The following is an 18,203-nucleotide window of genomic DNA, read 5'->3' on the forward strand; positions in this document are numbered from 1 at the left end:
TGGGCTTGAATTAATATTAAAACGGATTTGATGTCAAAATCAATTATATATAAATACTTACTTCTTTTTATACTTCTGCAAAGCTTCTCAAGCAATGCACAAGTTTTACGAAAAAGAACGACGCTCTTAATGGGCGGCAGATTTGATATTAGTATTGTTGATAAAGATTCTCTTTCGGCTGAACAAAATATTGATCTTGTAATTGCCGAAATTACTCGAATTGAAAATTTAATTTCAGATTGGAAATCAGATTCGCAAGTTTCTGAAGTGAATCAGAATGCGGGAATAAAGCCGGTAAAAGTAGATCGAGAAGTTTTTGAATTGGCACAGAGAGCTATTCAATTTTCTGAAATTACCAATGGCGGATTTGACGTAAGTTTTGTCGCAATGGACAGAATTTGGAAATTTGACGGCTCAATGACCGAAATGCCTTCGTCGGAAGCCATAAAAAAGTCGGTAGAAAAAGTCGGTTACAAAAATATTATTCTGGACAGCACAGAATCGACTATTTTCTTGAAATTAAAAGGAATGAAAATTGGTTTTGGTGCTTTAGGCGAAGGCTACGCAACTGATAAATGCCGTGCCATAATGATCGGAAAAGGCATAAAAGCTGGAATTATAAACGGTTCAGGCGACATGAGTACTTGGGGAAAACAACCTAACGGAAACGATTGGAAAATCGGCATTACAAATCCATTTAAACCCGAAAAAATCTTGGTCGCTGTTCCTTTAAAAGAAGGTGCTGTTACTACTTCTGGCAGTTATGAAAAATTTGTAGTTTTCAACGGAAAACGCTATTCTCATATCATAAATCCAGCAACGGGTTATCCTGCAACGGGTTTGTGCAGTGTTACCATTTTTGGCCCAAACGCCGAAACTGCTAACGGATTAAGTACTTCTATGATGGTTTTAGGCCAGACCGAAGGTCTGCTTTTACTTCAAAAATTCCCTGATTACAGCTGTGTAATGATTACTGATAAAGGAAAAGTGATAAAGTCTAAGAATTTTGGATATAAACTTTAGGCTAATTGTTAATGGTGAATGGTTAATGGTGAATGGTTAATTGTTAATTGTTAATTGTTGATTGTTGATAGTACTTATTTTTAATTTTTAATTCTCAATTTTTAATTGTTTAATCCCGATTGTCTTCCTGAGCGAAGTCAAAGGATATGCGCAATTATTCAATTTCTTTTTTTTATCTCGCAAAGGCACTAAGTCGCAAAGATGTTTATGCAAAAATGAATTGCCTCCAGCTTTAGCTGGAGATTATTATATAAAGTCGCTAAGGGCTTTAGCCAAATCTTTATTTTTGGCTAAAGCCTTTTTTAATTTATCTGCTTACCTACAGCTAAAGCTGGAGGTAATTCAACTAATTTTATTTGTGAATTAGCGCCTTTAAGAATATCCTTCGACTTCGCTCAGGAAGACAATAATTAAATTAAAAATTGGGAATTAAAAATTAAAAATAATCTTCAACTATTGGAACCATCAACCATTAACAATTAACAATTAAAATCCTCTAGATTAAAATTTCTAATACAAATCTAATAATTTTCTAATTGCTTTATTTAGATTAAATTTAAATTGTGATGTAAGTTTGCGGTCCAATAACCAGTAAACTACCCTATGAGAATTTTTTACTCTCTGATTTTAATGCTATCTTTTTCCGCTTGGTCACAAACCGGAAATCTTACAGGAAAAGTGACTTTTGGAACTAACGAATTAGCGTATGGTTCTACAGTAATTATTAAAGGAACTCAAAAATATGCCATTGTTAATGATTTTGGCCGTTATGAATTTAAAGATTTAAAATACGGTGAGTACGTTTTGGAGACTTCTTCAATGGAAGGTCAGACTAGAACTTCAAAAATAACTATCAACAAACCAAATACAGAACTTAATATTTCATTGGACAGAAATGGCCCAAAAGATTTAGAAGAAGTTGTAATCAAAAAAGCCTCTATTAGAAAAGAAATAATGGAGAAAGGATTTGCTGTTAATGTAATTGAAACACAGGAAGCGGCAAAAGAAATCTTCAGACCAATGATTTATTAGATCGTTCAGGCGGTGTACGAATCAGACAAAACGGAGGTTTGGGTTCGAGTGTAACTTATAATATTAATGGAATGTCTGGAAATGCTATCCGTATTTTTATTGACGGAATTCCGATTCAGACTTATGGAGCTTCATTCAGCTTAAATAGTATTCCGCCAGCATTAATTGAAAGAATCGAAGTTTACAAAGGTGTTGTTCCTGCATACTTAGCAGATGATTCACTTGGAGGCGCTATAAATGTAATTCTAAAAAAAGGTTCAAAAAATCTAATCGTCGCTTCGGCTTCTTACGGTTCTTTTAATACTGTTCAATCGAATTTCAGTACTACTTATCGAGATAAAACAGGTTTTACTATTAAAGCAAATGCATTCCAAAATTATTCTGATAATGATTATGAAGTTTGGGGAAGATTTGTTTATAACATCGCGCCAAACGGACGTTATGAATACATCAGAGCGAAACGTTTTGAAAGTATGTACAGATCTTATGGCGGAAGATTGGAAGCTGGCTATACGGATGTAAAATGGGCAGATAACTTTTCTATAAGCTACAATGGTTCTGAGGATTACAATCAGATTCAGCATGGCCAATATATGACGAAGCCTTATAAGGGACGTTTTAGCGAATCTGCGGCGAATGTCTTTAGCGTGAATTACAACAAAAAAGACTTCTTAATAAAAAAGCTTGACTTCTCGGTAATTTCTGTTTATAGTCATAGAAATGATATGGTCAATGATACTGTAAAATGGAATTATAACTGGAATGGAGAAAAAGCATTAGGCTTGTACGGCCAGCCTATTTTATCTGTAAGTGGTGCACAGCAGGGAGCGCCTACAATAAATCATCAAAAAGTAGACATTTTTAATACGAGAGCTGGTTTTACTTATAGTATTAATGACAACCATAAATTTTTTGTTAACGGAATGTTTTATACCGTGGACAGAAATGAATTTGATGAAATGCGACTCGAATTGGTTCGTAATTTTATGGCAACCCGTGATTTAGATAAAACGGTTACTTCTTTCGCGTACGAATTGCAGGCTTTTGAATCCCGTCTAAAAGGCAATTTTTTCCTAAAAAATTATCACTTAAAAACAGAACAAACTACTCCTAGAATAGTGAATCAAAATGGACAGAATACAGTTGTAATGGACAGCAATATTAGGAATACCGATTTTACAGGATACGGTTTCGTCGCTTCTTATGCGGTTGTTTCAAAAGCATTAATAATGGTTTCTGCCGAAAAAGCAATTCGATTACCATCTGAAAATGAAATATTTGGAGCACCAGGTCAAAATGTACTAGCCAATCCTAATTTAGGTCCTGAACAAAGTAACAATTTTAATGCTGGTGCACGATTTGGTCCTTATTTAATTAACAACCATAAATTTTCAATCTACGGAAATGCTTTTTGGAGAAATACCGAAGATAAAATTGTTCAGCAAATAAGTATCCGAGTTAATGAGGCTGTTCAGGCTACTCCTTTTGTCAATTTAGGAACAGCACAATCTGTAGGTTTTGAGGCATCGGTACAGTATTCGTTTAAAGACAGATTATTTGCAGGTGTGAATTTTTCTAAATTCAATTCTCTTTTTAAAGACAAATACGATAAGAATGGAAATGTCAATCCATACTACGATAAACAGCCGCCAAATGAGCCGTATTTTAATGTAAATGGAAATCTTCAGTACAATTTCAGGAATGTAATTCAAAGCAAATCAGAGCTTAATCTGTATTACTATTGCGGTTACGTAGCTCCATTTTATACTTCTTGGCTGGAAATTGATAGAACAACAGCTCAGTTTCCACAGGATTTAGGTTTAAGCTATGCGTTTCCAAACAAACAATTTATAGTAAGCTTCGATGCTAAAAATATTTTTGATGAGCAGGTTTACGACAATTTCGCCGCACAAAAACCCGGAAGAGCTTTTTATATCAAACTCAACTATACCATAAGTAAATTTTAATTACTCAATAAATAACTAATTTTTAAATTCAATAAAGATGAAAAAGAACACATTTAAACTATTGACATCTGGTTTGTTACTAGGTGCATTAGCACTAACTACTGCTTGCAAGCAACAACGATGATAATAATACTACTGAACCAGTAAATCCCGTAACTGACGGTCGCTGGATCACTGTAGCAGGAGCTTTAATGCAGACTGAAGCGGGTGATGGAAACGGAGGGACAAAAGTTTTCGCTATTAGCAAAGAAAACGCTATTGATCCAAACTTTTCTGTAAATGTTTATGATAACGGAACTCCAGTTCAATCTAGCAGAACAGCGCGTTTGCAATCTTCTGTAGATGGAAGCACGCTTTTCAACATTACATACACTGGTGCTAATGGTGGTGAGTTTATGACTTACAAAGTTAACGGTGGAAGCAATTTTGCAGAGTCTCAGGCAAAAGTTAATATTTCTCAATATGCTGGAACATCTCCAAGATGGGTAAAACTTTTTGACGGTGATAAAACTGGTGTTGCGGTAAACGTTACTGCTCCAGTTGTTAGTGTAAATGAAGATAAAACGTACAAAAACACAAGAGGAATTGCTACTGTATTGTCTTTAGATATGCAAGCAAACTTTAATTTCTGCTTACAAACAATATCCAATTCCGTTAACTGCTGAAGAAGAAGCATTAGGACACCACATTTTCCGTTTAGATGCCCCTACATTGAACAAAGCAGGAAACAAATTAATTATTGGAACTTGGATGCGTAAAACTGATCCTGCAACAGGACAAAACGCCGCAAGCTTTACACGTTTAGGTTCTAAATCTGTTGTGGTTGATTACCCTTCATTAGAAAATCCTAAAGTGATAACTTCTACAGTTGGATTTGGTGACACAAGCGGTTACAGAAGTTTCAACAGTTTTGTTGGTACTGACGGAAATATTTACCAAGCTACACAAAGAGATACTCAAAAAGGTTCTTACATCTTAAAAATCGATCAAAGCAATGAATATGACAACTCTTATGTATTTAGTTTAGATACTGCATTAGGAGTTAAAGGAAGTTATATCGATGCTTGGAGATATGCTGGAAACGGAATTGCTTATGCTGTTTACACTTACGAAGGTGCTAATGACCAAGGTTATCTTGCTAGATTGGATTTAAATGCAAGAACTGCTCAAAAAGTAGAAGGTATTGCTTATGATACTGACTTGAATTTTGGACAATACCAAGGTTTTGTAGTTGATGGAAACAACTTCTATATCGCTGTTACTCCAGTTGGAAAAGATGGTAACATTTATGTAATTGATATTCCTTCTGGAAGAGTTACTAAAGGTGCAAAATTGGTTAACAAACCAGGAAACCACTACATTGGGGTATTCTAAAAATATACAGTTATGATTACTAACTGTATGTAATTCATTACTTGACTTTTTTTATTTAACATTCCGCTTCTATTTATAGTCAGCGGAATGTTTTTTTTAGGATTAGAATTTTGAAGCAAATTCTTTAGCAAAATCTTCCAATTTGATTTTTCCTTCCACTTTTCCATCGTTGTTTAAAAAATCTCGTTGCGATTGTTTCATTGCGAAGTCCGCTTCCCATTTCGGTATACAAACCAGCCATTTCCTCCGGAACTCCCGCTTGAGTCATTCCTCCTAAATATTGTTCATCTGTAAATTCAACCCAAGGTAATTCGGGTTTTTCAATGGCAGATCCGAATGTTTTTACTAGGTCTGCAGGCGTGCGGACATCGCTGATAATATATCTTACATTTTTTCCTTCTGAGGATTTTAGCAGTTCTTCGGTCTGCGGCCCAAGCAATATCTTCTGGATGTACTAACGGAATACGATTTGCCGACGGAAAATTAGCGCCCATAATTCCAGCTCCTTTTATCATCGGAATATCATTTAAGAAATTAATGTAGAAATATCCCGCACGTAAAAACGTAATAGAAGTGTCTAGTTTTTCATAAATCTTCTCGATATTGTACAAACCTGCAATTGGTCCGTTTCCTGTCGGTAAATCAGCACCAATACTGCTTAACATTACGACTCTTTTAATGTTGGCTTTCTGGATCGCTTTCGCGAATGCGGCACCAGCATCTGTAGTGTTTTTAATAATATTTATACCGCCCATGTTTGGAGGTGTCATGGCAAAAACGGCGTCTGCACCGGCAAAAGTCGCGACGAAGAAAATCGGCATCGCTGACAGATCCGATTGTCGCTTTTGAACCTAGTTCTTCAATTGCAGTTTTTCGATCTTCACTACTGCTGATAACTGTTACATCGTGTCCCGATTTTACTAATTGAGCCGTTAAAGGCTTTCCTATATTTCCTAATGAACCTGAAATTATAATTTTCATCTTTAAATGTTTTTTTATTTAACAAGACAAAGGTATATTTGCACTTACTTTTATACAAGTACTTACCCTAAAGTATGTATCATGACAGCAATTAAAGAATCGTCTACAATTCAGGAAAACAAGCAGTATGCATTAGAAAAATGTCCCGTAACTTTTGTTATGGAAAAAATTGGAGGCTACTGGAAACCCATTATTTTATATCATTTATCGACTGGAGATAAGCGTTACAGCGAATTGAAAAGAGCAATTCCGGCTGTGACAGAAAAAATGCTGATTCAGCATTTGAAGCAGTTAGAAGCAGATGGTTTGGTTATTCGCGAAGCAAAACCTGTTGTACCGCCTTTTGTTACGTATAAACTCAGCAATGCCGGAACTGGTTTGTTACCGGTTATCGATGCCATGGCGGCATGGGCATTTAAAGTAAAAGACGGCATCTATAGCGTTTAATAGATACCGCCTTTTCAAACAACAAAAAACTAATTAACTTATTTGGCAATGAAACTCTCTTTATTTTAGTTCTGTTTGATAAAAACTAAATTTTCTTTGTAATTGGCTATTTCAATAAGAGCATTGTAAATGTATTTTGAAACCAATGCACCTCCGTCAGAATTAATCAAATCGATATCATCTTCTGGTGTGTGATATTGTGGATGCCCGCCGGTATGAAAACCAACTGCAAGCAATTGATTCTTTGTAAAAGGAAACATGATCTGATCCTCCCACATCTCCTGAATGTATGACTGGATTTAAACTGCTGTTTTCCTGCAGTTTTTGCATTAGTTCTACTCCATTTGGAAAAGTTCCTGCGCCTCCCATATAGAGTTCTTTTTTCTCGTTCAATCTTCCAACCATGTCCATATTCAGCATTACTTTTACAGACTCTTTTGGAACTGGCAGATGACTGACGAAGTATGTGGAACCTAATAATCCCTCTTCTTCTCCACTGAAAGAAACAAAAATGATGCTTCTTTTTGGTTTGTTTTTTTGTTTTGAAACTTCTTCTAAAATACACAGCAAAGCCGAAACTCCAGATGCATTGTCGTCGGCGCCGTTATGAATAGCAAAGGCTTCTTTCTTCTTACTTCCAGAACCTTGTCCGCCCCAGCCCCAATGATCGTAATGTGCTCCGATTACAATGTATTCGTTCTTCAAATTCGGATCTGATCCTTCGATATAACCAAAAACATTTTGGGTGGAAACACTATCAGATTTCATTTTATTAATGCCTTCTTTTACAAAAACTTTAAAAGGCTGATAATATGATTTATTGAATTCTTTTAATCCGTACTTTTTAAAATGTTTTTGAATGTAAGAAGTCGCTTTATTGTTTCCTTTTGTTCCAGGAAAACGGCCTTGTAATTTATCGGATGACAAATACTTATCATGCTGATAAAAGGTCGCGACATTTTGAGCATTAAGATGTAAACAGAAAAATAATATTCCTATTTTTAAGAAATTGTATTTTGAATATATTACTGATTTCATAGTGTATTACAAGCTAAATTTTATTGCAGATCGAAAGAGGTATGCTTAATATACTTTCTGTCGTAAGTGTATAAAACGTGTACTTTTTTATCTGTTGTCTGAATTATTGCCGGGTAACTAAATTCTCCCTTTTCCTGCTTTTCCAAATCAAATAATTTCTGCCAGTTTAATCCATCTTTAGAATATTCCACATCCAGAATATTACGTCCGTTAAACCAGTCTTTTCCTTGTGGAAGCGGGTTATTTACCAATAAAAAAAGATTCTTATTTACGGTCAAAGCATCAATTCCTGAATTTGAATTAACCACATTGATCGTGTTGGTTCTAATCCAGCTTTTTCCGTTATCTCCAGACCAGCTTGAAACTATTCTATTGTGTTTGCTTCGGGATAGCATTTGGATATCGCTCGCACTATGAATTAAAAAAGTCGGCTGAATGATATTATAATTTTTAGTGTTTTTAACTTCAATCTTTTTCCAAGAATCATCAGTTTCTGTGTACGTTTCTACATGCACTCTCCATTCGTCTTTGTCAACACTTTCTGTACTGCTTCCGCAGATAATTAAGCCTGGTATAGTTTCGATTGGCTTGTTTCGAATTGGACCATAAAATCCTTCTGGAAGATATTTTGGTTCGCCCCAAGTTGTTCCGTTGTCTTTTGAAACAATCATAGCGCCAAACCATTCTCTTGGGTTCTTCCCAACTTTATAAAACAAATATAGATTCTGGCTTTTGGCTTTAAACAAAACTGGATTCCAGCATGGAAGTGTATCTCCATTTTTAATTAAGGGCTGAATCAGTTCTTTAGGCGCTGTCCATTTTTTATCCTTATAAGCTGAAATGTAAATTCCAACATCTTTTGCTCCTTCATATTTTCCTCCAAACCACGCGACCAGAATTTCGTTTGGTTTGTGTTCAACCAATGTCGATGCGTGGCTGTTAGCAGTTACAGGCGGATCTGCGATATAACTGCTTTCAATATTTACAGCTTTGGTCTGCGCTTTAATCGAATTAGAAAAAAGAGCAATTACCAATAATGCTTGCTGTAGTATATTTCATTTTTAAAATCATTTTATTCTTTTTTTTGTTTTTTAAGATGGAAGAAGCGAGATATTAGAAACAAGATGTTAGGCTTAAATACTAATTCGTACATCTTGCTTCTTATCTCTTGACTTTTCAATCTTGCTTCTAAAAAATCTTAAATCTAACTCTTTTTTCAATCCTAATTTATGTCCAGAAATCGCGTAATAAAGGATAATAATATAACAGGGAAGTAAGATCCAATATCCTTTTGTTGATGCTGTTGCGGTTGCATTTACTTCATTAATTCCCTGCGCAATAAGATCGGCTTTTGTGCCGTCTACAAATTTTCCATATAAAGGAGGAATAACTGCACCACCTGAAATTGCCATTACTAATAATGCGGCTCCTGTTTTAGTAAATTTTCCTAATCCGTTTAGGGTTAAAGGCCAGACTGCAGGCCAAACTAAAGCATTTGCAATTCCTAATGCGAGCAACGAATAAAACAGAGGTAAATCCGGTAGAAAATACAATACAAAAAGACAATATAATTCCTAAAACGGCACTCACTTTTAGAGCCAGGGCCTGCGTAATATATTTCGGAATCAAAAATGCTCCCAAAGCATAGGTTGCTACCATTGCTAATAAAGTAAATGTTGTAAAGAATTTAGCATCTGCTGCAGGAAAGCCAAGAGCGATTCCGTACGCAATGATCGTATCTCCTGCAATTACTTCTACTCCAACATACATAAACAAAGTTAGTACGCCAAGCCAAAGATGCGGAAACTGAAAAATACTTGTTTTTACTGTTTGTCCTTCTACTGCTTCTTCGATTGGCGCAGCTTCAACATTTGGAAGCGGTGCTTTACGAATTAACAATCCAAGAATAAATAAAACAACTGCCATTGAGATATATGGAACCACAACGCTGTCTGCCATATTATCTAATAATATATTTTTTTCGGAAATACTTACAACTGCTAGTTTTTCTTGAATTTCGTCAATTCCGGATAACAAAATTGATCCGAAAATAAGTGAACCCAATGCACCAGCAATTTTATTACAGATTCCCATAATAGAAATACGCTTCGCAAGCACTTTCTATGGGGCCTAAAATTGTAATGTAAGGGTTTGAAGCGGTTTGTAATAAAGTCATTCCGGCTCCTTGAATAAAAATTCCTGTTAGAAACATCCAATAGGTTCTGGCTTCGGTCGCTGGAATAAAAATTAAAGCTCCAAATCCCATGATGAATAATCCTAAAGACATCCCTTTTTTATAGCCAATTTTAGCTAAAATATAAGATGCAGGAAGCGCCATAACAACAAACGAAATATAAGATGCCGATGCAACCAATAATGACTGCGCTGACGTTAATTCGTTAATTGTTTTCATAAATGGAATCAAAGCGCCGTTGATCCAGGTAACGAATCCAAAAATAAAAAACAGACTTGCTATTATTAAAATTGGAACTAATGTGGTTGGTTTGTTTTGTGAAGTTTTTGTGGTATTTGTGTCAACCATTTTATTTATGTTTTTGTGGTTTGATGATTTGTTAAATTGGAGAAAATCATCTGTAGTTAAGAGAAATTGCGCTTGTCAAAATTACTGACTTGCGTATAAAACAAAAGGAGAGTTACCTCTCCTTTTGAATTTTAAGTAAGGATTGTGTCGATCATTACTCACCAAATTAATTATTTTGTGTCCCACCAAAGTCTAGTTCCACCTGAATCTGCACCGCCTAATTTTACGACACCGTCTTCAACTGTCGCTTTGTTAGAAGAGTACTCATTTGTAGTATAAATGATTCTCTTCATTAGAGACTTACCAACACCTGCATCAGGGTTGTCTGTATTTAAAACTGGATAGATTACTTTAGCATCGCTTCTACGTAAATCTGCCCAAGCTTCCCAAGATTCTGGGAAAATTGCTAAGTATTTTTGAACTGCAATCTGTGTACGTTGATCAGCAGTAGATGCAGACCAAGCAACAGGCAATTTAACAGGGATATCTTGTAGGTCAAGAGTTGGATATACTGTTAAAATGTTTGGCAATGTTGGTAATGTAGAACCACTGATGTATGCATTTACTGCAAGCAACATCTGTAATTCCCCATTGTGCAAGAGACAATCTAATACCTGTTTCATACAAAGTTTTAGCGTCTCCGCCCATGTTCCATCCGTTTAATGCACCTTCAGCTCTGCTTAAGTAGTTTTCAGAAGCCATGAAGATTTCGATGTTTTTACTTTCGCTTAGGTTATTAGCAAGCACCATTACCCATAACGTCATTATTAAAAGCAGAGAATTTAGTAGTTCCAAATTGGTCTTCTAATCCACCAACAGGATTTCCTCTATAAACTCCAGTATCGATTGGGGCAAACCATTTTGATAAACGTGGATCATTGTATCCTACTAAGATACTTTCCATAGAAGCGGTCATTACATACCCCCAGCTATTTACGATCATGTTTAAATTGTTTGGAGTTATATTACTTGCTTTGAAAAATGCGCTTTGATCATTTGTCTGCATAACGCCTGCGACTACAGCAGCTTCAGCTTGTGTTTTAGCTCTTGCACCATCTTTATCAGATATTCTTAAAGCTAAACGCAATCTCATACTGTTTCCAAAAATTCTCCATTTATCAACACTTCCTGCATAAACTCTATCATTTGGGGCAAGAGATGCAACTGAAGCAGTTGAAGAAGAAGATAATACTGCGTTTGCTTCATCTAATAATTTAAAGAAATCATCATAGATAAATTCAACGCTGTCGTAAGGAACTTTCTCAGAACCATTACCTGCTTGTGTGTAAGGAATTGGTCCGTAAGCATCAACCATTTGGTTGTACATGAAAACTTTCCAGATTTTAAGTACTGCTAAAGCTTCAGCGTTTCCTTCAGATGCTTTCACAGCATTGGATAAAGCTGGTGCGACAACTGTGTAAAATCTTGTCCATCCTCTTCCTTCGTATCCGTTAACGAAAGCATTTCTTTCCGTACCATATCCACAGTTTAAATAGTGGATAAAAGTTGACGATAAAATACCTGTTGCAATACCCCAAGTACCTTGATCATCTACAGGAGAAGAGTAAGATCCGTTGTGGATACCAGCATACAATGCAGATGCAAATGCAGGACCAGCAAGAGTAGGATCTAATTGACTTTCCGTAAGTGAATTAGGGTCAGTGTTTATTTCCTCAAAATCCTGTGTACAGCTAGCAAAAGTAGATAGCATTGCTACAGCAACTCCTAGTGTTTTTATTTTAAAACTATATTTCATGATATCTCTTTTTTAATTAAAATCCAAATTTAACATTAACTCCATAATCTCTAGTTGAAGGAATGTTGAAAGATTCTATCCCTTGTAAGTTTCCTGTACCTGCTCCTGCTTCTGGATCAAAGTGTTCTGCTTTGTTTAAGAAGAAGAACAAGTTTCTACCTACTAAAGAGAAGTCAATACTTGAGAATCCTGAATCACCTAATATACGTTTTGGTAATGAATAACCAAAAACAAGCTCTCTTAATCTGATGTTTGTAGCATCATAAACAAATGGCTCAGCGATAGGAGTTCTTTGTCCGATAGAAGTCCAGTATTGTTCTGCAGTGATGCTTGTAGTATTTGGAGTGTAAGTTCCGTTACCAGTCGCAACAACACCATCAACAACAATTCCGCCTTCTCTTCCTGCTAGAGTAATATCACTTACCCCTAAACCAGCTTGTCTTGCTTGAGTGTATGAAATAACTTCACCACCAATTCTAAAATCAACAAGGAAGCTTAAAGAGAAGTTTTTGTATTTGAAATTATTTTTGAAACCTGCTGTCCAGTCTGGGTTAAAGTTACCAGCACGAACATCAAAACCATTTGTTGCCAAAGGAAGACCTGCACTGTTTACAATAATACTTCCGTTTGGATCTCTTTGGAAACCTTTGATGTATAAATCACCATATTCTCCACCAGCAACAACTTTACTTCTAACTAAACGTCCTTCACCTAAAACTAACTCATCTCTTCCTTCAAAGATAGACTTTACTTTTGATTTATAAGAAGCATAATTTGCTGTAATATCCCATGTAAAATTTTCAGTTTGGATTGGAGTTGCAGTAAGCGTTAACTCGATACCTTTATTTTCAATATCTCCACCATTTACAATAGCTCTAGAATATCCAGAAGACTCAGGAGTGTTGATGTAGAAAATTTGGTTATTTGTTAATGATGTAAAGTATGTGAAATCTAAACCTAAACGGTTATTGAAGAATCTAACATCAGCACCAAACTCTGTAGAAGAAGAAATCTCTGGTTTTAGGTTTGGATTAGCTTTTGTGCTTTGTCCGTATAACATACCACCATTTCCTCCAATGTATGAGAATCTTTGTTGAGTTTGATAAGGATCTGTATCGTTACCAACTTGTGCATATGAACCTCTAATTTTCGCAAAGCTGATTACTTCTGGTAATGTAAACATATCAGAAAGAACAGCAGAAAGACCGAAAGATGGGTAGAAATAATCATTAGGAATTGTAGAAGACCAGTCATTTCTAGCAGTAACATCTAAGAATAAGTAGTTTCTAAATCCAAGTTGACCAAATGCGTAAACTGAATTGATTCTTTTATCTGAAGCTGTAGATTGAGACTGAACTGTCTGAACATTTGATAAAGCAAAGAAGTTTCTTTTACTTAAAACACCACCAGAGTTTAAAGCTGAACTATTTTGTTGTAATGCATTTGCACCAGCATTAAGTCCAACAGCCCAATCTCCAAATTTTTCATTGTAAGAAAGTAAAGCATCTACGTTTAATTCACTTACAGTTTCGTAAGATTCACTGTATGAACCCATGTTACTGTTGAATGCGTTAGTTGCATATCTGTTTCTTACGTTTTTGTTTGTCATTTGATCCAAACCTGCTCTACCTTGTAAGCTTAAAGTTTTTGTAAACTCATATTTAAGAGAAGCTAAACCAATAAATCTGTTTCTTTTATCTGTACGAGCGTCATCTCTTAAAGCAGACCAAAATGGGTTTCCACCTGGAGCTCCTGTTTCGTCAAGGAAATAGTTTACTTGTCTTTGTCCTGCAAGCATCAAAATATTCGAAGTTTTTGTAATCGTTATACGCAATACTACGAGGCAATAAATAAGCAGATGTACCAATAGACTCTTCACCAGTTCTCAATAAATTATCGATATCTTGAACGATGTAGTTTGTTTTCACATCTAAAGTTAATTTATCAGAGATTTTACTAGTCAATCTTAAGTTAAGATTGTGTCTGTCCATTTGGTTTCCTCCAACAATACCTTCAGCACGTGTGTTAGTATAAGAGAAATATCCTTGTGCTTTTTCGTTACCAGATGTAACAGTTAAAGTGTTAGCTAAGTTATAACCCGTTTTGTAAAAATCGATAACGTTATTAGGCTGTGGAGAATAGCTTTGTGTAGCTGGTCCAGCATAATTTGGGTTACGAACTAACTGCCAGTTTGAAACTTGGCTTCCGTCTAATCTACCTCCCCAACTTGAAGAAGAGTTAGCAACATAAGCTCCGTTTGTTCCTTGTCCGTACTCGTTTTGTAAGTTCATCAAGTTATAAGCAGAAGAAGCCATAAAGTTAGATGATAACGAAACTGAAGTTTTTCCAGCTTTTCCAGATTTAGTTGTAATAACGATTACACCATTTGATGCTCTAGATCCATAAAGTCGTCTCGCAGACGGTCCTTTAAGAACAGTCATCGAAGCAATATCTTCTGGGTTAATGTTAGAAATACCATCTGGCTGTGTTGTTCCTCCTGTATCAATATCAGGATTAGAATTTGTTGTTCCGTTACTAATTGGCACACCATCTACAACATAAAGAGGCTGGTTGTTACCATTAAGAGATCTGTTACCTCTTAAAGTAATTCTAGAAGAAGAACCAACACCATTTGAAGTAGTAGAGAAGTTAAGACCTGCAACTTTACCAGAAAGAGAGTTGGCAACGTTTAATGATCTTGCTTCAGAAAGTTCGTCTACTGAAACGTTTTGTGCAGAATAAGTAATAGCTTTTTTCTCTCTCTTAATACCAAGAGCTGTAACTACCACTTCACCTAACTGCTTGCGTGTCTGCACCTAAAGCTACATTAAGTGTAGTTTGAGTACCAACAGCAATTTCTTTTGTAGCAGACCCTACATAAGTAAAAACTAAAACTGCTCGCTTGATTTGGAACTGTAATGCTGTATTTACCATCAAAATCTGATGAAGCACTCGTTTTAGTTCCTTTAACAATAATATTTGCTCCAGGGATTGGGATTCCAGTAGAAGCATCTGTTATCGTTCCTTTTACTGTAGTCTGCGCTTCTAGGCTTTGGAACCCGAAAAGGCATATGACAAACAGTAATTTTAGTACGTTTTTAATCATATTAGTTGTTTTTTTAGAGTTAATAACATGTTAAATTTAAGAATACGTTTTGTTAACAATGTATAATTTCGACAAATGACAATTTTGCAAAGGTGTTGGTGAAAGTTTGGTGTATTATTGAAAGAAAACGTTTTCATTTGTAATCCAACTCTTCCTTATTTTAAAGGCCTAAATCTATTAATCTAATAGATTTAGGCCTTTTTTAATTGTATTCTTTTTTTTATCTAAAAAACGTTTAAAACTATGCGGCGTTTAAGCGATTTTAGTTAGAAACCTTAAATGCTATTTTTTGCAAATCTGTCGAATTGCCACCCACCATAACTTCGAAGTCTCCGGGCTCTACAACATACTTCATCTCCCTGTTATACAGGCCTAGCTCGTCCTTAGTAAGTGTAAATTCAACATTTGCAGTTTCTCCTTTTTTAATATTTAATCGTTTAAAACCTCTTAAAGTTTTTTCTGGAGTAGTTACAGAACTGTAAACATCATTTACATACAATTGTACTACTTCGTCTCCATCCAGATTTCCAACATTTTTAACATCAACAGAAACTTTCAATTCACCATTAGGTTTAATTTCTTTTGAACTGATTTTTAAATTTGAATACTCAAAATTTGTATAACTCAATCCATAACCAAACGTATATAATGGATGTTCGCTTTCTGCTACATATTTATGTATTGCAGATGGTTTTTGGTTATAATATATAGGTAACTGTCCAACTGACTTTGGAACTGTAATCGGTAATCTTCCCCCTGGATTGTAATCTCCAAACAAAACATCAGCCACTGCTCTTCCTCCTAATTCTCCAGGGAACCATCCTTCCAAAAGTGCAGGAATGTTTTCTGCAATCCAATTTGTAGAAAGCGGACGACCATTTAATAATACACAAACTACAGGAGTTCCTGTTTTTTGGATCTCTTCGATCAATTGTTGCTGTATTCCAAATAAGTCTAAAGAAGCCACATCTCTGTTTTCTTCTACCAATTCGTTAGATTCTCCTAAAACAACAATCGCAACATCAGCTTTTTTAGCAGACTTCGATTGCCGGCTGTAAGTTTACTTTTTCTAAATTCCAACGGAAATGAGCTCTGGCACCCCAGCCTCCTTCCCACATTTCAATGCGGACTTTGTATTTTTTACCTTTTTCAATGTTTTTTGGAACCGTCACCATGCTTGTTGCTCCTTTTGTCCAGTTGTCGATTACCAATTGGTCATCGATATACATTCTAATTCCGTCATCAGAACTTAAACCTAACCATCCGTCAAGTGCTTGATCTGATTTTAAGAATCCTGTCCATCTGATAGAGAAGTCATCTACATTAACACCATCTCCAGGCGCCCAAGGCCAGTCAAATTCTAACTGACTGTCGATACGTGTTAAAGCTGGAGTTCCTTCCAGATTTCTGTTATTAAAATATTCGCCTTTTAATCCGTTTTGAGATTCGTCTGGAGTAAATAAATATTTAGATGGAATAATCTGTCCTTTTACAATTAACGGAACTCCTTCTTCATAAACCACATTCGCAGTTTTTCCCATTAATTCCTTAACTCCTTCATAAACTGTCATTCCGACACTATTTTTAGGAGCGTAACCACCCAATCTTGAAGCATTTGCATTTGGTCCTATAACCGCAATGTTTTTAAGATTTTTACTTAAAGGCAAAATGTTGTTTTCATTTTTCAATAAAACCATAGATTTTTGAGTCGCTTCTAGAGCAACTTGCTGATTTTCTTTGGTATGAAAACGTTCTTTAATCAGATTTTTTTCTGTGTACGGATTTTCAAATAATCCCAATAAGAATTTCAAACGTAAAATTCCTCCCGCAAAGACGGTCGATATTTTCTGTTGTCAATTTCTTTTCATTTACTAATTCAATAATGGTATTCTGCCAGAATTCATTACTAAAATCATAAAACTGCATATCAACACCAGCAGAAACTGCTTCTCTAATAGCATCTTTCGGAGAATCAGCAACTTTGTGAGTCGTTTGAATGTATTTAATAGCTCCTAAATCGGAAACAACAATTCCTTTAAAACCCCATTCTTTTCTCAAAACATCTGTTAACAGCCAATGATTCGTCGCACATGGAATTCCGTCTAACTCAGAATACGCACACATTGTTCCCAATGCACCGCCTTTTGTAAATGCTTTTTGAAAAGATGGAAGATGATCTTCACGCGCTGAACGTTCTCCAACTAAAATAGGCGAAGAATTTCCTCCCGCCTGCGGAATACCATGAACTGCAAAGTGTTTAGGTTCTGCAATAATAGAACGATCCGATTTTAAATCGTCTCCCTGTAATCCTTTAATAAAAGCCAAACCAATTTCACTATTCAAGAACGCATCTTCACCAAAAGTTTCAGCAACACGCCCCCATCTTGGTTCGCGTCCTAAATCTAAATTTGGTCCAAAACCAAAATGTACTCCATGTGCTCTGGCTTCCATACCAATAACTTTTCCCACTTTGTCCATTACAGCAACATCCCAAGTTGCTCCAAGACCAATGTTCATTGGGAAAGCAGTACTTCCTTCATCTAAATATCCGTGAAGCATTTCACACATAATCAGCGCCGGAATTCCCCAGCGGTTTCCTTTGATTACATTGGTTTGAAGATCATTGATCATTTTAGCCGAACGCGGATAAAGATCATGAATAGCTCCAATTCCTAATTTCCCTATTTTTTCTGCCGATTTAGCTTTAGCAAAATCTTCTTTATCTTTAAAAAAATCCCCTCTATACATATCCATCTGACGCACTTTTTCTTCAAGTGTCATGCGACTTAGCAAATCTTGAACTCTCTCTTCTACAGGTAATTTAGCATCCTGATACGGATACTTTTTCTGGGCGTTGGTCTGGTTAAAAAAACCAACAGCCATTACAAAAATAATGGCCGTTTTCCTCATTCTTAATTGTAACATAGTTGTGTGTGT

At 35.7% G+C, this 18,203-nt stretch carries 19 protein-coding genes and 2 pseudogenes; 5 read left to right on the forward strand and 16 right to left on the reverse strand.

Annotated elements, in window-relative coordinates:
* Positions 1 to 30: 30 nt before the first annotated feature.
* From ACZZ95_RS22440 to ACZZ95_RS22455, 4 genes and pseudogenes are all read left to right on the forward strand, one after another.
* Positions 31 to 1,023, forward strand: a complete 993-nt coding sequence (locus ACZZ95_RS22440) for an FAD:protein FMN transferase (RefSeq protein ID WP_463470763.1) — start codon at positions 31 to 33, stop codon at positions 1,021 to 1,023.
* Positions 1,024 to 1,653: 630 nt separating this feature from the next.
* Positions 1,654 to 2,055: a carboxypeptidase-like regulatory domain-containing protein gene (locus tag ACZZ95_RS22445; protein ID WP_463470764.1), complete on the forward strand. Its 402-nt coding sequence runs from the start codon at positions 1,654 to 1,656 to the stop codon at positions 2,053 to 2,055.
* 38 nt (positions 2,056 to 2,093) lie between these two features.
* On the forward strand, positions 2,094 to 4,022 hold the full coding sequence (locus tag ACZZ95_RS22450) for a TonB-dependent receptor (RefSeq protein ID WP_463470765.1): 1,929 nt from the start codon (positions 2,094 to 2,096) through the stop codon (positions 4,020 to 4,022).
* 37 nt (positions 4,023 to 4,059) lie between these two features.
* Positions 4,060 to 5,396 (forward strand): annotated as a pseudogene (locus tag ACZZ95_RS22455) (hypothetical protein).
* A 124-nt stretch (positions 5,397 to 5,520) separates the two neighbouring features.
* On the opposite strand, the gene ACZZ95_RS22460 reads toward ACZZ95_RS22455, so the two are convergent.
* Genes ACZZ95_RS22460 through ACZZ95_RS22470 form a run of 3 tightly spaced genes read right to left on the reverse strand, consistent with a single transcriptional unit; the run spans position 5,521 to position 6,377 of the window.
* Positions 5,521 to 5,835, reverse strand: coding sequence for a hypothetical protein (locus tag ACZZ95_RS22460; RefSeq protein WP_463471804.1), 315 nt, complete (start codon positions 5,833 to 5,835; stop codon positions 5,521 to 5,523).
* Entirely contained in the window at positions 5,717 to 6,217 is a 501-nt protein-coding gene (locus ACZZ95_RS22465) for an NmrA family NAD(P)-binding protein (RefSeq protein WP_463470766.1), read from the reverse strand. Before ACZZ95_RS22465 ends, ACZZ95_RS22460 begins: the two co-directional genes overlap by 119 nt.
* Positions 6,129 to 6,377: an NAD-binding protein gene (locus ACZZ95_RS22470; RefSeq protein ID WP_463470767.1), complete on the reverse strand. Its 249-nt coding sequence runs from the start codon at positions 6,375 to 6,377 to the stop codon at positions 6,129 to 6,131. The genes ACZZ95_RS22465 and ACZZ95_RS22470 overlap by 89 nt, the downstream gene beginning before the upstream one ends.
* 81 nt (positions 6,378 to 6,458) lie before the next feature.
* On the opposite strand from ACZZ95_RS22470, the gene ACZZ95_RS22475 reads away from it, so the two are divergent.
* A complete protein-coding gene (locus ACZZ95_RS22475; RefSeq protein ID WP_095955248.1) occupies positions 6,459 to 6,824 on the forward strand; it encodes a winged helix-turn-helix transcriptional regulator in 366 nt (121 codons plus the stop codon).
* A 65-nt stretch (positions 6,825 to 6,889) separates the two neighbouring features.
* Here ACZZ95_RS22475 and ACZZ95_RS22480 read toward each other — a convergent pair whose 3' ends face one another.
* The 13 genes and pseudogenes from ACZZ95_RS22480 to ACZZ95_RS22540 form a co-directional block, all read right to left on the reverse strand.
* The gene (locus tag ACZZ95_RS22480; RefSeq protein WP_463470768.1) at positions 6,890 to 7,060 is read right to left on the reverse strand and encodes a hypothetical protein; all 171 of its coding nucleotides are present in this window, start codon (positions 7,058 to 7,060) and stop codon (positions 6,890 to 6,892) included.
* Positions 7,002 to 7,862: a M20/M25/M40 family metallo-hydrolase gene (locus ACZZ95_RS22485; protein WP_463470769.1), complete on the reverse strand. Its 861-nt coding sequence runs from the start codon at positions 7,860 to 7,862 to the stop codon at positions 7,002 to 7,004. Before ACZZ95_RS22485 ends, ACZZ95_RS22480 begins: the two co-directional genes overlap by 59 nt.
* Positions 7,863 to 7,882: 20 nt before the next feature.
* Entirely contained in the window at positions 7,883 to 8,896 is a 1,014-nt protein-coding gene (locus ACZZ95_RS22490) for a sialidase family protein (RefSeq protein ID WP_463470770.1), read from the reverse strand.
* Positions 8,897 to 9,076: 180 nt separating this feature from the next.
* A pseudogene (locus tag ACZZ95_RS22495) lies at positions 9,077 to 10,404 on the reverse strand (sugar MFS transporter); the annotation flags it as partial.
* 170 nt (positions 10,405 to 10,574) lie between these two features.
* Positions 10,575 to 10,934: a SusD/RagB family nutrient-binding outer membrane lipoprotein gene (locus ACZZ95_RS22500; RefSeq protein ID WP_463470771.1), complete on the reverse strand. Its 360-nt coding sequence runs from the start codon at positions 10,932 to 10,934 to the stop codon at positions 10,575 to 10,577.
* Complete coding sequence (locus ACZZ95_RS22505) at positions 10,900 to 11,169, reverse strand: SusD/RagB family nutrient-binding outer membrane lipoprotein (protein WP_463470772.1); 270 nt, start codon at positions 11,167 to 11,169, stop codon at positions 10,900 to 10,902. The genes ACZZ95_RS22500 and ACZZ95_RS22505 overlap by 35 nt, the downstream gene beginning before the upstream one ends.
* A complete protein-coding gene (locus tag ACZZ95_RS22510; protein WP_463470773.1) occupies positions 11,141 to 12,160 on the reverse strand; it encodes a SusD/RagB family nutrient-binding outer membrane lipoprotein in 1,020 nt (339 codons plus the stop codon). The genes ACZZ95_RS22505 and ACZZ95_RS22510 overlap by 29 nt, the downstream gene beginning before the upstream one ends.
* 16 nt (positions 12,161 to 12,176) lie before the next feature.
* Positions 12,177 to 13,958, reverse strand: coding sequence for a TonB-dependent receptor domain-containing protein (locus ACZZ95_RS22515; protein WP_463470774.1), 1,782 nt, complete (start codon positions 13,956 to 13,958; stop codon positions 12,177 to 12,179).
* Positions 13,921 to 14,976: a TonB-dependent receptor plug domain-containing protein gene (locus tag ACZZ95_RS22520; protein ID WP_463470775.1), complete on the reverse strand. Its 1,056-nt coding sequence runs from the start codon at positions 14,974 to 14,976 to the stop codon at positions 13,921 to 13,923. Before ACZZ95_RS22520 ends, ACZZ95_RS22515 begins: the two co-directional genes overlap by 38 nt.
* 11 nt (positions 14,977 to 14,987) lie before the next feature.
* Positions 14,988 to 15,266, reverse strand: a complete 279-nt coding sequence (locus tag ACZZ95_RS22525) for a carboxypeptidase-like regulatory domain-containing protein (protein ID WP_463470776.1) — start codon at positions 15,264 to 15,266, stop codon at positions 14,988 to 14,990.
* 262 nt (positions 15,267 to 15,528) lie between these two features.
* On the reverse strand, positions 15,529 to 16,281 hold the full coding sequence (locus tag ACZZ95_RS22530) for a glycoside hydrolase family 3 C-terminal domain-containing protein (RefSeq protein WP_463471746.1): 753 nt from the start codon (positions 16,279 to 16,281) through the stop codon (positions 15,529 to 15,531).
* A 16-nt stretch (positions 16,282 to 16,297) separates the two neighbouring features.
* Positions 16,298 to 17,077, reverse strand: coding sequence for a PA14 domain-containing protein (locus ACZZ95_RS22535; protein ID WP_463470777.1), 780 nt, complete (start codon positions 17,075 to 17,077; stop codon positions 16,298 to 16,300).
* Positions 17,052 to 18,191: a glycoside hydrolase family 3 protein gene (locus ACZZ95_RS22540; protein ID WP_463470778.1), complete on the reverse strand. Its 1,140-nt coding sequence runs from the start codon at positions 18,189 to 18,191 to the stop codon at positions 17,052 to 17,054. Before ACZZ95_RS22540 ends, ACZZ95_RS22535 begins: the two co-directional genes overlap by 26 nt.
* Positions 18,192 to 18,203: the final 12 nt, after the last annotated feature.

The organism is Flavobacterium sp. AC267, assembly GCF_979258715.1.

Excerpts from the sequence above, each read along its gene's own strand:
- ACZZ95_RS22440 (WP_463470763.1), top strand. The coding sequence starts at position 31 with ATGTCAAAATCAATTATATATAAATACTTACTTCTTTTTATACTTCTG.
- ACZZ95_RS22445 (WP_463470764.1), top strand. The coding sequence starts at position 1,654 with ATGCTATCTTTTTCCGCTTGGTCACAAACCGGAAATCTTACAGGAAAA.
- ACZZ95_RS22465 (WP_463470766.1), bottom strand. The coding sequence starts at position 6,217 with ATGCCGATTTTCTTCGTCGCGACTTTTGCCGGTGCAGACGCCGTTTTT.
- ACZZ95_RS22470 (WP_463470767.1), bottom strand. The coding sequence starts at position 6,377 with ATGAAAATTATAATTTCAGGTTCATTAGGAAATATAGGAAAGCCTTTA.
- ACZZ95_RS22475 (WP_095955248.1), top strand. The coding sequence starts at position 6,459 with ATGACAGCAATTAAAGAATCGTCTACAATTCAGGAAAACAAGCAGTAT.
- ACZZ95_RS22485 (WP_463470769.1), bottom strand. The coding sequence starts at position 7,862 with ATGAAATCAGTAATATATTCAAAATACAATTTCTTAAAAATAGGAATA.
- ACZZ95_RS22505 (WP_463470772.1), bottom strand. The coding sequence starts at position 11,169 with ATGACGTTATGGGTAATGGTGCTTGCTAATAACCTAAGCGAAAGTAAA.
- ACZZ95_RS22510 (WP_463470773.1), bottom strand. The coding sequence starts at position 12,160 with ATGAAATATAGTTTTAAAATAAAAACACTAGGAGTTGCTGTAGCAATG.
- ACZZ95_RS22515 (WP_463470774.1), bottom strand. The coding sequence starts at position 13,958 with ATGCTTGCAGGACAAAGACAAGTAAACTATTTCCTTGACGAAACAGGA.
- ACZZ95_RS22525 (WP_463470776.1), bottom strand. The coding sequence starts at position 15,266 with ATGATTAAAAACGTACTAAAATTACTGTTTGTCATATGCCTTTTCGGG.
- ACZZ95_RS22540 (WP_463470778.1), bottom strand. The coding sequence starts at position 18,191 with ATGTTACAATTAAGAATGAGGAAAACGGCCATTATTTTTGTAATGGCT.